17 protein-coding genes are annotated in these 13,820 nt (G+C 36.2%); 10 read left to right on the top strand and 7 right to left on the bottom strand.

All coding sequences use genetic code 11. The annotated features are described in order from the left end of the window. Window positions 1-214 precede the first annotated feature (214 nt). Together V6C17_RS06930 and V6C17_RS06925 are read left to right on the top strand one after the other, a co-directional pair. The gene (locus tag V6C17_RS06930) at window positions 215-796 is read left to right on the top strand and encodes a GH25 family lysozyme (protein WP_333521821.1); all 582 of its coding nucleotides are present in this window, start codon (window positions 215-217) and stop codon (window positions 794-796) included. 176 nt (window positions 797-972) lie between these two features. Further along, entirely contained in the window at window positions 973-1,176 is a 204-nt protein-coding gene (locus V6C17_RS06925; protein WP_333521820.1) for a hypothetical protein, read from the top strand. A 116-nt stretch (window positions 1,177-1,292) separates the two neighbouring features. Here the strand turns inward: V6C17_RS06925 and V6C17_RS06920 are convergent, their stop codons facing one another. Further along, entirely contained in the window at window positions 1,293-1,973 is a 681-nt protein-coding gene (locus V6C17_RS06920) for a CBO0543 family protein (RefSeq protein ID WP_333521819.1), read from the bottom strand. A 217-nt stretch (window positions 1,974-2,190) separates the two neighbouring features. Between V6C17_RS06920 and V6C17_RS06915 the strand changes: the two genes are divergently transcribed. The 3 genes from V6C17_RS06915 (at window position 2,191) to V6C17_RS06905 (ending at window position 6,784) form a co-directional block, all read left to right on the top strand. Continuing rightward, complete coding sequence (locus V6C17_RS06915) at window positions 2,191-3,069, top strand: hypothetical protein (RefSeq protein ID WP_333521818.1); 879 nt, start codon at window positions 2,191-2,193, stop codon at window positions 3,067-3,069. A 326-nt stretch (window positions 3,070-3,395) separates the two neighbouring features. Next, window positions 3,396-4,637: a hypothetical protein gene (locus tag V6C17_RS06910; protein WP_333521817.1), complete on the top strand. Its 1,242-nt coding sequence runs from the start codon at window positions 3,396-3,398 to the stop codon at window positions 4,635-4,637. Window positions 4,638-5,068: 431 nt separating this feature from the next. Next, entirely contained in the window at window positions 5,069-6,784 is a 1,716-nt protein-coding gene (locus tag V6C17_RS06905; protein ID WP_333521816.1) for a methyl-accepting chemotaxis protein, read from the top strand. Window positions 6,785-6,901: 117 nt separating this feature from the next. Here V6C17_RS06905 and V6C17_RS06900 read toward each other — a convergent pair whose 3' ends face one another. The 3 genes from V6C17_RS06900 to V6C17_RS06890 all read right to left on the bottom strand — a co-directional run bounded on the left by V6C17_RS06900 (window position 6,902) and on the right by V6C17_RS06890 (window position 8,057). After that, entirely contained in the window at window positions 6,902-7,480 is a 579-nt protein-coding gene (locus tag V6C17_RS06900; protein WP_333521815.1) for a hypothetical protein, read from the bottom strand. A gap of 156 nt (window positions 7,481-7,636) precedes the next feature. After that, window positions 7,637-7,825 carry a hypothetical protein gene (locus tag V6C17_RS06895; RefSeq protein WP_333521814.1) on the bottom strand — a complete coding sequence of 63 codons (189 nt, stop codon included), beginning with the start codon at window positions 7,823-7,825 and terminating at the stop codon, window positions 7,637-7,639. A 70-nt stretch (window positions 7,826-7,895) separates the two neighbouring features. Next, window positions 7,896-8,057: a zinc-ribbon domain-containing protein gene (locus V6C17_RS06890; protein ID WP_333521813.1), complete on the bottom strand. Its 162-nt coding sequence runs from the start codon at window positions 8,055-8,057 to the stop codon at window positions 7,896-7,898. Between the two features lie 243 nt (window positions 8,058-8,300). On the opposite strand from V6C17_RS06890, the gene V6C17_RS06885 reads away from it, so the two are divergent. Next, entirely contained in the window at window positions 8,301-9,449 is a 1,149-nt protein-coding gene (locus tag V6C17_RS06885; RefSeq protein ID WP_333521812.1) for an RtcB family protein, read from the top strand. A gap of 293 nt (window positions 9,450-9,742) precedes the next feature. Continuing rightward, a complete protein-coding gene (locus V6C17_RS06880) occupies window positions 9,743-10,276 on the top strand; it encodes an N-acetylmuramoyl-L-alanine amidase family protein (protein ID WP_333521811.1) in 534 nt (177 codons plus the stop codon). Between the two features lie 104 nt (window positions 10,277-10,380). On the opposite strand, the gene V6C17_RS06875 is transcribed toward V6C17_RS06880, so the two are convergent. Together V6C17_RS06875 and V6C17_RS06870 are read right to left on the bottom strand one after the other, a co-directional pair. Continuing rightward, complete coding sequence (locus tag V6C17_RS06875) at window positions 10,381-10,593, bottom strand: hypothetical protein (RefSeq protein WP_333521810.1); 213 nt, start codon at window positions 10,591-10,593, stop codon at window positions 10,381-10,383. A 715-nt stretch (window positions 10,594-11,308) separates the two neighbouring features. Further along, on the bottom strand, window positions 11,309-11,485 hold the full coding sequence (locus V6C17_RS06870; RefSeq protein ID WP_333521809.1) for a hypothetical protein: 177 nt from the start codon (window positions 11,483-11,485) through the stop codon (window positions 11,309-11,311). 343 nt (window positions 11,486-11,828) lie between these two features. On the opposite strand from V6C17_RS06870, the gene V6C17_RS06865 reads away from it, so the two are divergent. The 3 genes from V6C17_RS06865 to V6C17_RS06855 all read left to right on the top strand — a co-directional run bounded on the left by V6C17_RS06865 (window position 11,829) and on the right by V6C17_RS06855 (window position 13,137). After that, entirely contained in the window at window positions 11,829-12,155 is a 327-nt protein-coding gene (locus V6C17_RS06865; protein WP_333521808.1) for a hypothetical protein, read from the top strand. A 224-nt stretch (window positions 12,156-12,379) separates the two neighbouring features. Then, complete coding sequence (locus V6C17_RS06860; RefSeq protein ID WP_333521807.1) at window positions 12,380-12,808, top strand: EamA family transporter; 429 nt, start codon at window positions 12,380-12,382, stop codon at window positions 12,806-12,808. A gap of 92 nt (window positions 12,809-12,900) precedes the next feature. After that, window positions 12,901-13,137, top strand: a complete 237-nt coding sequence (locus tag V6C17_RS06855) for a hypothetical protein (RefSeq protein ID WP_333521806.1) — start codon at window positions 12,901-12,903, stop codon at window positions 13,135-13,137. Window positions 13,138-13,243: 106 nt separating this feature from the next. On the opposite strand, the gene V6C17_RS06850 is transcribed toward V6C17_RS06855, so the two are convergent. Beyond that, complete coding sequence (locus tag V6C17_RS06850) at window positions 13,244-13,657, bottom strand: YmaF family protein (RefSeq protein ID WP_333521805.1); 414 nt, start codon at window positions 13,655-13,657, stop codon at window positions 13,244-13,246. Between the last annotated feature and the right edge of the window lie 163 nt (window positions 13,658-13,820).

Below are 13,820 nucleotides of genomic sequence, written 5' to 3'. Positions count from 1 at the left end.
TAAAACTTTAAACCGTCCTAATCAGGGCGGTTTTACTTTTACCCAAATATATCAGAGGTGTGATAATGGTAGCAGTAACAACAGTTTTTTTGCATTTTAAGGGGTAGCTCATGTACGACTACTCCTGCTTCGAGTAATTAATACTTCTTTTTGACGTGAAAAATCAGAACCTGGGAAATAGCCGTGAATATAATAAACCTAAGGAGATGATAAAATGAAAGGCATAGATGTAAGCTATCATAATGGTGTGATCGATTGGAAAGCTATAGTTCTGTCCGGTATCGAATTTGCTATAGTTCGTCTTGGGTACGGCAATCGCCATCTTGATACAAAGTTTGTTGATAACGTAAATGGTGCACTTGCGGCAGGCTTAAAAATTGGTGTGTATTATTATAGCTATGCCCTTGATGTTGAGGCCGCAAAAGGCGAAGCGCAGTTTGTCCGTGATGTGTTACAAGGGCATGGGATAATACCTGAATTGGGTATTTGGTTTGACATGGAGGACGCTGATGGGTATAAAGAACGCAATGGAATGCCAGATAATCAGACCATAACTGATATGTGTTCAGCATTTATTTGTGAGTTGAATAATGCTGGATATTCCTATGTTGGAGTGTATGCTTCGTATTGGTGGCTAACTAGAGTGATAGATACTTCGCAGTTAGCTGAGTATGTTCCATACTGGAATGCTCAGTGGGGTAGCAAAAATGACTTTCAACGTGCTAGGATGTGGCAGTTTACTGATAGATTTGAAATAGCTGGTAAGCTATTTGATGGAAATGAGTATTTTGGATAAAAGTAATAAAAGCGGCTCTCGATGAGTCGCTTATTGGGGTGAGGATGAACATGGACTTCGGATGTGGTATTCACTGTGTCCTTACAACTTCAAATTTTAACAATAAAAGATAAAAGGAATGAGGTGCCTGGAAATATTCGTTCCTTACTTTAATATAATGAAGCGAGGTGAGTATTGTGAGCTTTATGTGGCATAGCTTTCTTGATTTCATTAAGCCTGGAAATATTGGGTTTGCACTTGTTATTTTAATTGCAGTATTATTTGTTGGAGAGTTATATGGCTTAGCTATAAGCAGAAGACGCAATTGCAATAAAATGGGGTTATCGCTGATTGGTTTTTTACTAATGATGTTATACCTTGGATATTGTTTTTTGAAATAGGGGTAAATAAGGGCAAAACTCCTGGCACTTGGAACTTCGTAGTACTACGAGGGTGGTGTTGAAGGAAAGGGCGAAGACGGTATAGTATTTTATATAGCAAAGTCCTATTAATAAAGCTAGTTCTTGTTATTGTTCTTAACTACTTCATTCTTAACGTCTTCCTGAACTGGTTTCATAGCAGGCTGGGGGATCAGTTCATACGAAATACTCTCTGAATATTGTAATCGTGAATTTCTCTGTAGATTTAAACCAAGCAGTATGATCGTCCTCATTGTAATAGAAACTACCATCATAAAGATGAAGGTATAGCCAACGTGCCAGTTATGTATTATAAGTATTCCCAGCCGCGATAGTAGTGGTAAAAAGGCAAAGGAAATAGCACTCTGAAGAATAACCGTTGTTACGAGAAACCTTGACCATGAAGGTGAGTACTGGTATGCCAGCATATAGCTTAATGGCACAATGGTAAGATCGTTAAGAAATAGGCTTACCCCAAGAGGTACTATGTCTATAACATAAGTCCATCTTCCAGAATTAATACCCCAATCGTCAAATATTACTCGACATACAGCAATGAAAGAACCAAAGAGCAATAATTCAATTATTCTCTTTTTATCAGTGAACTTCCACCAGATAGCATATGAGATAGCAATAATTATAGCAATGAACCACCACTTGGCAGTTAGAAAGTTTTGCTGCCATAGAAAAGTTTTAAGTTCCCAAGTTACAAGCCTAGAGTTGTGTAATCTTTCTAGAACATCAATGAGTATCCACCCCCTAACGGACAGTATTATCATAACCGTTTAGAAAAATGTTACTCAATTTGATTTAAAAAAAAGCTTTAACCTTAATTAGTTCATTCATTCTATGCTAATCTCTTATCGTAGGTCAGAGCATCATTTACTTTAGTTTCTCCACTCAGTTACAATTTCTATAATATATAAGGTATAATTATATATACCAAAGTTGGTACCAAAAACTTTATAATTGAATAGGAAGTGCAGGTATCATGGTATGATTTTAGATAAAAAACTTAAAGAAATAAGCATAGTAAATCTAATATACAGTGATGTTGAATACCAAATTACTCCTTCAGAGGAACCAGACTTTATTATAATTAATAAGAAAGCTAAATATTCTTTTGGAGTAGAGGTAACAGAGTATTACCATAATGAATCTAATGCGAGAATCAGAAATATTCCTAATTATGGTAGTAAAAATGCTAAAGATGTAACAATCCAATCTCCACCTGATGTAGACGTATATGTACGAGGTATCACCGAACGAATTATGGCCAAAAATGAGAAACTAAATCATTATGATTTGTTGCCAATTAATTTGATTATAATGGATACAGAAAACTTCTTTAGTAATACAATTTATAGGGATGAAGTATACAATAATCTGTTTAACGACGATCTAAAAAGACAAATAATAAGAAGCGGATTTAGAGAGATATATCTTATTACAGAAGTCGATTGGGGCAAGCAAGTATATATTCCTTTAAAATTGATTTATTTCGTTGCTGAACTTAATTTATTAATGCAATTTATTGATGAAAGACATCCTGAACTACATAAAATTAGCGAGAAGGAATTTTTAGCTATTGGTGCGCAGTACTTTATTTTACAGGGCGTACAGGAGCTTCAATATGCAGAGATAGACGATAAATTTCAAATTGCTTATAGTAATTATGCTGTTAGTTTATTGCCGGATAAAATCTTTCAAATTAAAGACTATTATGAAGCGCATTTGCCAGAGGAATTCGTGCCTGTGGATTTTGTTTCAGATGTCAGCATGATTGATGATAATTTTATAAATAGCATTAGGTTGTACTCAAAAACACATACACTTAATTTCAAAATAGGATACGAAGTTATTACCTGTGATTAAAAGAATATATCAAGAAATCAAAACGGGTTCCGTGGCACTAACCTGTCACTAGGTGGGGAAGATTACTACACTGTTAGCGACAATAAAGGCTTCTGAGGGTTTTTTACTTCGGGAGCTTTTGTATTTTACTGCCTAAAAGGGCTTGCGTCTAACCTGAGACAGGAACGCATGCTTTTCTGGATCTTAGGGGTATCGTCAGGCCGGCTGGAATGTAGCGATTTTAGGACGCTTAGTTTAGAAGTACGACATATGCATATAATCTGAGCTATTGATAAAACTAAGAAAGTACAAGTATTTTGCAACATATATTATTTCCAGGAGAGCTTATGTTTACAGAATCGCAAAAAGAACAACCTCGCCGGCCTAAGGGAATTATGAACTCTTTAGCAACTAATTTTTTTCATTTGCGTAACCCCTGGGCAATAGCTTGGTGGTCAGCATCATATCCTGGTTTTGGCCATATTAGCATGGGGAATTATGTTACTGGTTTTTTACTCTTCTTTTGGGAAATGACTGTAAATACACAGGGTAATGTAAATCTAGCAATCTTATATACTTTTACAGGCCGATTTGATATGGCGAAAGAAATCGTAAATAATAGATGGTTGCTCCTATATTTATCTGTATATATATATGCAATATGGGATAGCTACCGTCTAACACTCCAATTTAACCAATTGGCGATATTGGCTGATCGACACGAACAAACAATTCAGCCTGTTTCCATTTCTTTTATGGAGATTAATGCTTTAGACAAGAGGTCACCCTGGGCCGCCGTGGCATGGTCGGTGATAGCTCCAGGGTTAGGACATTTATATACCCACCGTATACCAACAGGTTTTTTTCTTGTAATATGGTGGATGGTAATAGCCTACTATTCGTTTCTCTTCCAGGGAGTACAATATACTGCATTAGGATTATTCGAAGAAGCAAAAGCCATTATTAACCCAGAGTGGCTTATGTTTTTGCCCTCCATATACGGATTTGCTATCTATGATGCGTATGTAAATACTGTAGAATTTAACCGATTGTTTGAGAAAGAACAAGCCTTTTTTTTAAAGAGAAAGTACCAGAGCCCTAAGTTTGAAATGCAATTCAAGAAGGAAAATGCTATGTATATTACTGCTTCATTTGAACACTCAATAAACTTAGAAATTGCTATTTCGGAATTAGAGCAGAAGGGTATAAACCCAGAAAATATCTGTGCAATTCCAATGCATATCCCGAAAAAAGAGACAAGGATGTTCGATACTATTCATCGGGCAGACGGTATGAGTATATTTGATTTGCCTACTGTTTTGGGCACAATATTTATGCTTTTTGGCGTGATGTGGGGATTTATGTGGACTTGGGGACCAATAATATGGGGTTTGATTGCTCTTTTTGCAGGTGGAGCTTTAGGCTTTGTATTTAAGTATTTTTACTATTGGTTTTATCAGAAGAAAAACACTTCAGGGAAGGTTACAGAGGTAGTACTCATAGTTAGTTGTCATGAGGAAGAGGCTGAGATGGTCGAGCGAGTATTGGCTGGACATCATGCACTTAGTATTGGTCGTAAGAACGGGTGATTAAGGAGGTTTTGGTTTCAGATACTTGGACAAAACGAATCTGTTAAAGATAAAGTTGGGCTCAAGTAGCATTTCAGAACAACTGTGATGCTGATGATTTGAGACAAAGTAAGAGCAGAGCTAAAGTCGAGTCCGAGAAGAAAAATAAGGCTGTCTAAATGAACTAAAAACGGAGGCACTTTAAAAAGTGAATCTCCGTTTTTTCTAATTTGACAATATATAGTTATATAAAAATATAGTAGCTTGTAATTAAGTTTTACTTTTATTGCTTACTTAGTTATCTATGTAAAACTCAATATAATGTATTTATTTTTTACTACAATAGAGGGAAATATACCCATGAAAGCGAACTATATAATAAAGGATATCCAGAGACAATCGATATTATTTAAGTGTTTTAAGTATCGTAGCTAAATTTATGGGGGTATTTTATGAATTTGCTGAATAATCTAAATGTTTCAAGAAAAATTGGCTTACTAATTTTGATTTCAGCTGTCTTTCTTGTAATCACCGGTTTTACTGGATATCGTTATCTGTCGTATTCAAAGCAGAGTCTTGATGTAATGTATAATCACGAACTTCAGTCGGTCAAACTGCTAGAAGACTGTCGTGCCCAAGCAAGAGCTATTGAAGCGGATATTTATAAATTGATGCTTATTACGGACACAAGTGAAAGCCAAAGAATATTAGAAGATATACAGAAACGCGCGAATCTTTTTAATGAAAACATTAAAGCGTACGAAATGACAAATCTAGATGACCAGGAGAAAGCGCTCTTAGCGAAAACTAAGAATTCTTTGTCACACTATCGAGATACAAGAAAAGAAGTCCTAAATTTGGCTAGCCAAAAAAGAGGTCAAGAAGCGTATAACTTTTATAATAGCAGCGTAAAACCCCATGCCGACGAGTTTCAGAATTACCTAGTTGATTTAGCACACATCGCCGAAAAGCAGGCAGATGTTGCAGCTCAACAAAATGAAAAGGATTTTGGTAAAGCGGTACTAATTTTATCTATTACAATTATAATTGCTTTGGTTTTAACGATAAGCCTTGGTTTTATTATCAGTAAAAAAATTACCAATCCACTCAGTAGTGTTGTATCTAACCTTAAGCAAATATCGGAAGGTAACCTTGGTATTGAGAAATTAAACATTGATTCAAAAGATGAACTAGGGCAATTATCACAAATGTTAAATGAAACAGTTATAAAATTAAGGGGCTTAATTACACAAGTTATTAATTCGTCAGAGTTAGTAGCCGCATCATCCGAAGAGCTTACTGCTAGTGCTGAGCAGTCTGCTCAGGCGTGTAACCATATTGCGATTACGGTTACAGAAGTAGCTGAAGCATCGGCTCAACAATTGTCTGCTTTAGAACAAAGTTCTGCCTCGGTCGAGCAAATGTCAGCAAGTATTGAGCAAATAGCTGCAGACACAGGTGTTGTTACGGCAACCGCTCAAAAGACAAATGAAGCGGCAATTAGTGGTCAAAAAGCTGTTACTGACGCGGTTAGGCAAATGAATCAGATAGAAACAGTGATAGCTGTTTCATCTGATATAATTGAAGACCTTGGATCTAAGTCAGAAGAAATTGGGGAGATAGTAGATACAATCTCAGCTATCGCCGGACAGACTAACTTACTTGCACTTAACGCCGCGATCGAAGCTGCAAGAGCTGGTGAACAAGGGCGCGGTTTTGCTGTTGTAGCTGAAGAAGTGAGAAAGTTAGCCGAGCAATCACAGGAGGCATCCAAGCAGATATCTACCCTTATTGCTGGCATTCAGACTGAGACTGAAAAAGCTATAACAGCAATGAAAGCCGGAACTGAAGAAGTCAAAAATGGTAGTAGGGCTGTAAATGTAGCTGGTGAAGGCTTCTCGCAGATAAACGCTAATATTGTAGAAGTTACTGATCAGATAAAAGATATATCATATGCAATCCAACAGATGGCTAGCGGAAGTCGGGAAATAGTTCAATCTACTAAAGTTGTTTCTGATTTGAGTAAACATACTACAGGTCAAACTCAAAATATATCTGCAGCTACAGAAGAACAATCTGCATCAGTCCAAGAAATTGCATCTTCAAGCCAAGCACTAGCTAAATTAGCAGAGGAACTGCAAACAATAATAAATAAATTCAAGTTATAATGCGAAAGCCGACAGGGGAGTAATATCCTCTGTCGGCTTTATACGTTATAGTCTATTTAATGTCTAAGGTTCTCGATAGCAAATTCAGCTGGTTGCAGGGATCAAATAAAATCAAGTTTAATGTAAGGAGAGGCTCGTTAAATATTTGTTTGTTTTTCTTAATAACTGATCAATACATTCCATGGTTAGTCGTTTAATACCCCTATAACCATCGCTTTCGGAAGTCTCATTGCGAGTATAGTTGAATGTTTTATATGTATCCGTTTTTGCGTGATAAATAGCTGCAGTTATAGACACTTGCCTCATTTCATTAGAAGAATACATGGTAGGGATAATTATACTGCTAAGACGGGTAAACTCCACGGCTACTACAAGGTCTGATGAAAGATTATAGGATATTTCTTTGAGAAGTTCTTTTTTAGGTAAGGATTTCAAGGCTTTACCTTGAGTTGCTTCGTTAACGGCTTTTTCTACTTGAGTATCAAGCGCAACGTTGTATTGTTGGTTGATGAAGTTTTCTTTTAGTTCTGTTAATACAAGTTTATTTAGCTCAGGCTCTCCATACTTTGCATAGTCGATAGGTGGAATTATTGCAACTCGGCGAGTGCTATCGGCATAGCCAATTGTAATTGCTAAGCTCATTAGAATCATGATAGATAAAAGTAAAGCTCTGCATAAACTTTTTCGGTGAAGCATCTTATCACTCCTTAATGTTAACTTAATACTATTGAAAACTTAGCGTTTTAATAGATGTTGCTTAAGGATTATCCGTTCTCATACTATAATGAAATTTCCAGAAGCAAAAATATAATCGCAACCAAAACTACATATTTATACTGTAATTATCTAGAATTAATTTTTCTCTTTATCCTCATAAACAACAGTGTTAAATAGGGTTGCAATATCCTCAGCAGTACCTAAATCGCACACAGGCAAACTAGATTTTCCGTTGAGTATCAGGGTAAGAGCTTCTTTAGCTTGCTCTAGTTGGTTATCTGATAGCTTTTCGATTAGTTGGTTTAGTTCTGTTTTTGTTGTCATCTCGACCGCTCCTTTTTGTAAAAAAATCTATTAATTAGATGATAGGGAGAAGTTCATTCAGCGGTTATCATCATAGCCGATTAAATCTAGTACTATTATTAACTTTCATTTTACCGGGAGTTATCTTCATAATATGACCACAGCCGATACAGCGAATTTTACATTCCTTCTTTTTAACTTGGCTTTCGAATAATGAGAATTCTTTCTTGCAGCATGGACATTGTATTTGCATGTGATACCTCCCTAATAGTGTTTTAAGCACTAAACAATGTGGATTTTACCACATTGTAGAATATATTACCATATATGTTAAATATATAGTTTAAAGATATATAATGTTATATGCGCTATTTTATCTTAAATGAAACATGCTATAAGGTTAATCTCTTAGTGAATTAAACTAGTTAAGCTAAGGCTTAAAATAAATATGTAATCTTTTAGCATGAGTGATAAGTACTTTGGAGGGGACAGTAATATGAAAATCTGGCAAAATGAGAATATAATTCCCATCAAGTCCTGGACAAATAATATTGATTCTGACTGTTTGAGGCAGGCTAATAATCTTGCTAACTTGCCCTTTGCATTTCGCCATATTGCGTTAATGCCTGATTGCCATAGTGGGTATGGTATGCCAATAGGCGGAGTATTAGCAACAAAAGAAGTCATCATACCCAACGCGGTGGGCGTAGATATCGGTTGTGGTATGATTGCGGCCAAGACTTCAGCTGAGGGATTAACGATAGATGAAATTAAAGAATTAATTGGTAAGGTTCGCGAAGTTGTTCCTGTAGGTTTTAATCACCATAAGAAACAGCAAGAGGATAGCGTATTTAATAGAGCGCCTGTTCATCTTCAGATCATTAAACAAGAGCTGCAGTCTGCCAAGTACCAGCACGGGACTTTAGGCGGAGGAAATCACTTTGTTGAAATCCAGAAAGGGGAAGACGGTTTTATCTGGTTGATGATTCACTCAGGAAGTCGTAACTTAGGCAAAAAAGTAGCTGAACACTTTAATAGAAAAGCTATTGAGCTAAATAAGAAGTGGAAGGTTGAGATACCTAAAGAGTGGGACCTAGCTTTTTTGCCCGTAGAAACTCAAGAGGGGCAAGACTATATCGAAGCTATGCAATTCTGTCTAAAGTTTGCATACACCAATAGAGTGGCAATGATGGACAGAGTGATTCGAATTTTTGCCCAAATAACGGGACATACGAAGATAGATCAAATAAACGTTCATCACAATTATGCTGCAGCGGAAGAGCACTTTAATGAAAATATCTGGGTTCATCGCAAAGGGGCAATTCGTATGGAAAAGGGTGATCGTGGCATTATTCCGGGAAGCATGGGGACACCATCATATATTGTTGAAGGCCTTGGGAATGAAGACTCATTTTGTTCTGCTTCTCATGGGGCGGGCAGGAAGATGTCTCGTAAGCAAGCAAACCAAGTTATTACTGAATCGATGGCTCAAGAGGCGATGAAGGGGATTGTTTATGGTAGGTTTAATGGTAAGTATGATGAGTGCCCACAAGCATACAAAGATATCGACGAGGTAATTAAATGCGAAATGGACTTAATTAAACCGATTGTTAGACTTACGCCTTTAGGAGTAATTAAAGGATAGGTGGGCTATAAGAAAATAAACCTTAGCTGCTAGCTAAGGTTTATTTTCTTATAGCATTATGTTTTCCTAGGATTCTTTCTGTACTCATAACTTTTGCAGTCCGTGGTCTTGCAGGCAGACAACTAATTCATCCTTTGTATTCTAGATCATAAAGAACGATAGCCGCCTAGATAGTATCTGCGGATATTTTTGTCTAATAACACTTTACAATTGTGGCGGGCGAAGCAAGTGTTTTTAGTTTAATTAAGGCCAAAACGGGAATGTATGAATAACATAAACTAGGAGGTGATTTTATGAAAATAACTATAAACGGAGGACATTATCCAGGTATTGATCCAGGTGCGATGGGTGCAACTGGTCTGCAGGAAGCCGTTGTAGTCAGAGAACTTATGAAAAAAGTAGCTTACTACTTACGTGTAGTTGGCTATGATGTTCTAGAAGTTCAAAAAAATGAACTTTACGATATAACTGACGCTTCGAATATATTTGAAGCGGATTTATTTGTTTCAATCCACTGTAATGCCGCAGCAAATACATCAGCCTCGGGCACAGAAACATTTTGCTATAGTTTAGGCGGTGTTGGCGAAAGGTTGGCAAAGTGTATTCAAGCACAAATAGTAAAGAATTTGGGGACTGTTGATCGTGGGGTTAAAACTGCGAATTTCCATGTTTTACGCGAGACAGATTGCCCGGCGGCGTTGGTCGAGACGGCATTTATATCCAATCCAGATGATGAAAAATTATTATCAGATTCAGAAAAGCTTGACGAGTTTTCAAGAGCAATATCTAGAGGAATAACTGATTGCGCAGCAGGTATAGGCATGTAAAAATAATGCGAGCCCCTAAGCATGGATTCTTAACTCTGCTTAGGGGCTCGCATAATGAATTTAATTGTTGAGAGAGTTCATTTCAAGTTATATGGTAAATGTCTTCATTGTGTACCGATTTTTTTCTCTAGTACAACTATTCGATTTCGTAAATTTTCAATTTCATCGTTAAGTTTCTTTTCTTTCCTTTGCTGTTCTTTTTCTGCTTTTCGTTCACATCTTTGACTAAAAAATTCAGCAAAAAGTGCTAGTAAATCAGTAACTATGGTAAGCGTTATTACAAAGATTATTAGTTTATTAATATTATCACAATTCATGTACTTAATCCCTCGGGTAAGATTTATTGATATAAATATATGCATTAAATGTAAAAAAGGGTTACACAGCAGATTGAGCTATCAACTTATTTACTGTAATTCCAGCAAGAATATTAAAAAGAAAAATCCTCGCAGAAAAGCGAGGTTTTAAAAGAGGGAAGAGAAGGTATTATGCAATATTAATATGCCCTAATATATGAAGAGATATACATTAGCAGCAGGTTTATTTCATTGATGGGGAATTATAGACATTTTGCGACTGACTTACTGTTAGCTGATCATGTAGGTGAGACTTTTCTTCGTCCTGGGATATTACATAATTAATATATTCCCCTACAGAGCTTAATCTTTCCCCTTTAATACGGTTGCCATTAAACTTTAAATATGAACTATCATATCGGTAGGTCATACTCATCACCTCAGTTATAGTATGATCTTTCTTATAAAGGTTTAGTCTGGTACATAGCAAGTTACATACACAGGAAAGTTAAAAATGCAAAAGAAAGCGGAATTCCGATAATTGTCGCGACTGTGAGTATGGACAGTAAAATAATATCAAACATTCTTTAGTACCTCCGGAAAATAGCTACCTTAAGATATCTTATGTATAGTATTAAGCTATTGTGATTATATGGAAACTAAAGAGTTTTATATTATTTTGACAAAGTAAAGTAGTTTTTAGCATTATCACAAACAATCGGGGTATCTAGTGGAACTAGATATAGTCGTCAATAAACTTGTACAAGAGTTTTATAATGACCGGGGGGATAACACGGCGGCTTTCCTGCGGCATTATTACCACTACTGCTACTATCGAAAGTGATATAATCCAGTGCCTCTTCTCGATAAGCCATAATATAAATGAAAATAACGATACTATTGGTTTAAACACCAGACCACCCAACTTTCAGGGTATAGTAACTCTTAAGAGTCCAATTAAAGTATTATCTTTATTTCTCTAACCTATTCGATATGCGCAAATAAACTACCGAGCTAATTACAAAAAAAAGCCCCGCAAAATGCGGGAATGGGAGAGGAGAAAAGTTCTTACGCTGATAGTATGTCCTATATAAATTAATTCTAAACATTTTAAATAAATAATTATAAGGAACTTAAACTACTCTGTTATTGCCTGAGTTTGTGCTATTATGTCAAAGTCTTTGTTAAGTTAATAACAAAATGTTAACAGCGAGCATAACATAAATTGAGGGTGAAAAGCAGAGGAGGGAAAGTATGTGTTAATACCAAGTGACTTGCAAATTATTGCTTGGATTGGCGGTTTAATAATAGCGGCTAATGCTTTAGCGATGATTTTGTTCGTTTTATTTAGTAAGCTACCAGAAAGCAGTTTAAAAGAAAACATTAGAAATATTATATTAGAGCTTGATAAATTTGCTGATAGCATGGAAAACATTGAAAAACGGAGTATCGCAGTTCATAAAATCAGCGAAATTTTAGGTTGGCGAAAGCTATTTATACCATCAGCGCTTATTGGTTGGATTATTGATCTTGAAGTTGCTGCAATTAGAAAGATGCAGAAAAAAACTAATGCCCCAAATTAGCTAAAACTGTCTGTGGAAGCAAGCCTACCTAATTTAGAAAATAGCAATGTATTTAAACAGTAAATCTTGAAGACTATCTTCGGGATTTATTTTTTGGATATAGATATCTCTAAAGTAACACCTAGTCATCTAGTCATAAGGCTTTCATTGCAGTAAACAAGAGCTGAGAGTATAATTGGTATTATTTAGTTTGTAGAATAGGCACATATAATAGGGGGAAACTAATGTTTTATTATTTGACCATAGTGTTAACCATAGTATCAAATGTTCTCTATCATATTTTCTTAAAGATGACACCTAATACTGTAAACCCAATAATTTCGCTTTCAGTAACTTACGTAACAGCTGCGATTGCAACTTTACTAATCTACCCATTTTATCCAAATCAGATTTCTTTGATTGATAACTTTAAATCTTTAAATTGGGCAAGCTATGCTTTAGGGTTTGCCGTCGTTGGCCTGGAAGTTGGTTTTCTATTGGCTTATCGTCTCGGGTGGCAGATTAGCTTAGCAGGAATAGTCTCAAATCTGTCAGTGACGTTACTGCTTATTCCTATTGGTATATTATTTTTTAAAGAAAGCTTGAGTCTAGTCAATATAGCCGGGTTAGTACTGAGCGTAATTGGTTTAGTACTAGTTAACTATAAGGCATAAATATAGTACGATTAAAAGGTTGTATATCTTTCAAGTAGATTAACGTAGATTATCTATGATATAATAGTTAAAAAGGAAGGGGGCCAGGATCTATGAAGCGAGCGGCCTTTATACGCATACTAGCGGCAATCAAACTTGTTTCGAATAACGTTTCTGTTGTTGAAAACTTTAATAATAAAGCCCTTGTAACCCTAAAAATACCTGAAATTATAGGAGAATCGCCTAAGCAATTCAGGTCTTTTCAAAAACTCCTTTCTTATTCCTCATATTATAGCATTCGCCCAGATAGTAATGGCTTGCTAATTACTTTAGAGTACGAATGGAAATAATAGAGCTTAGGCTCTTTTTCTTTCCTAATTAAATTAAATATAATCTTTAGCTATAGAAACAAAAGCTGAGACTCTTAGGACATACCTAAGAGTCTCAGCTTTTTACTTAACAGTCATCATCATCGTGGTGGTGATTGTCACAATCGTCATAGTCACTGTCGGGAGCTGAGGCAGTAATATTATCAAAGCAGTGTCTATGACCCAGGTCGTAGCTTGTTTCACCGCGGAAATAGTGAGTGTGTTCGCCGCCGGGAACTTCAATGGCAGGACCAGTTGTTTCTTCGACCATGTGCCAGTGGCCCTCGGTTTCTTTAGGATCAAAAGATGTTCTAACATATATTCGGTGAACATGGGTACGGTTAGAGTACATTGCTGGGCTTGTAGTTCCGACGATTAAGTGCTGATGTCTATTAGAGACATCGGCCATAGCCATAAAGGTGTGATTATGGTTTCGGCTGTCCCTTTCTGGTACTACTGGCTGATAACCTTTTTTGTTTTTACGGTCTTCCTGTAAATCCAAATTATATCACCATCCTTGCTAACATAATATTCTAGTACTGTGCAAAGGGTGATATAGCATTAGAAGTTTTATTATTAATATTTGCTCTCCTAACAGGAAGCATAACTTTCTTAAAAGCAGGATAAGTGCAACATCGACTTGCACTGTCGCTAAGGCTCGGCGC

The sequence above is a fragment of the Dendrosporobacter sp. 1207_IL3150 genome, assembly GCF_036763085.1.
In the GTDB taxonomy this organism is placed as follows: Bacteria; Bacillota; Negativicutes; order DSM-1736; family Dendrosporobacteraceae; genus JBAIYU01.
Note: the sequence above shows the minus strand (reverse complement) of the source record. Positions and strands in the feature narration are given on the sequence as shown.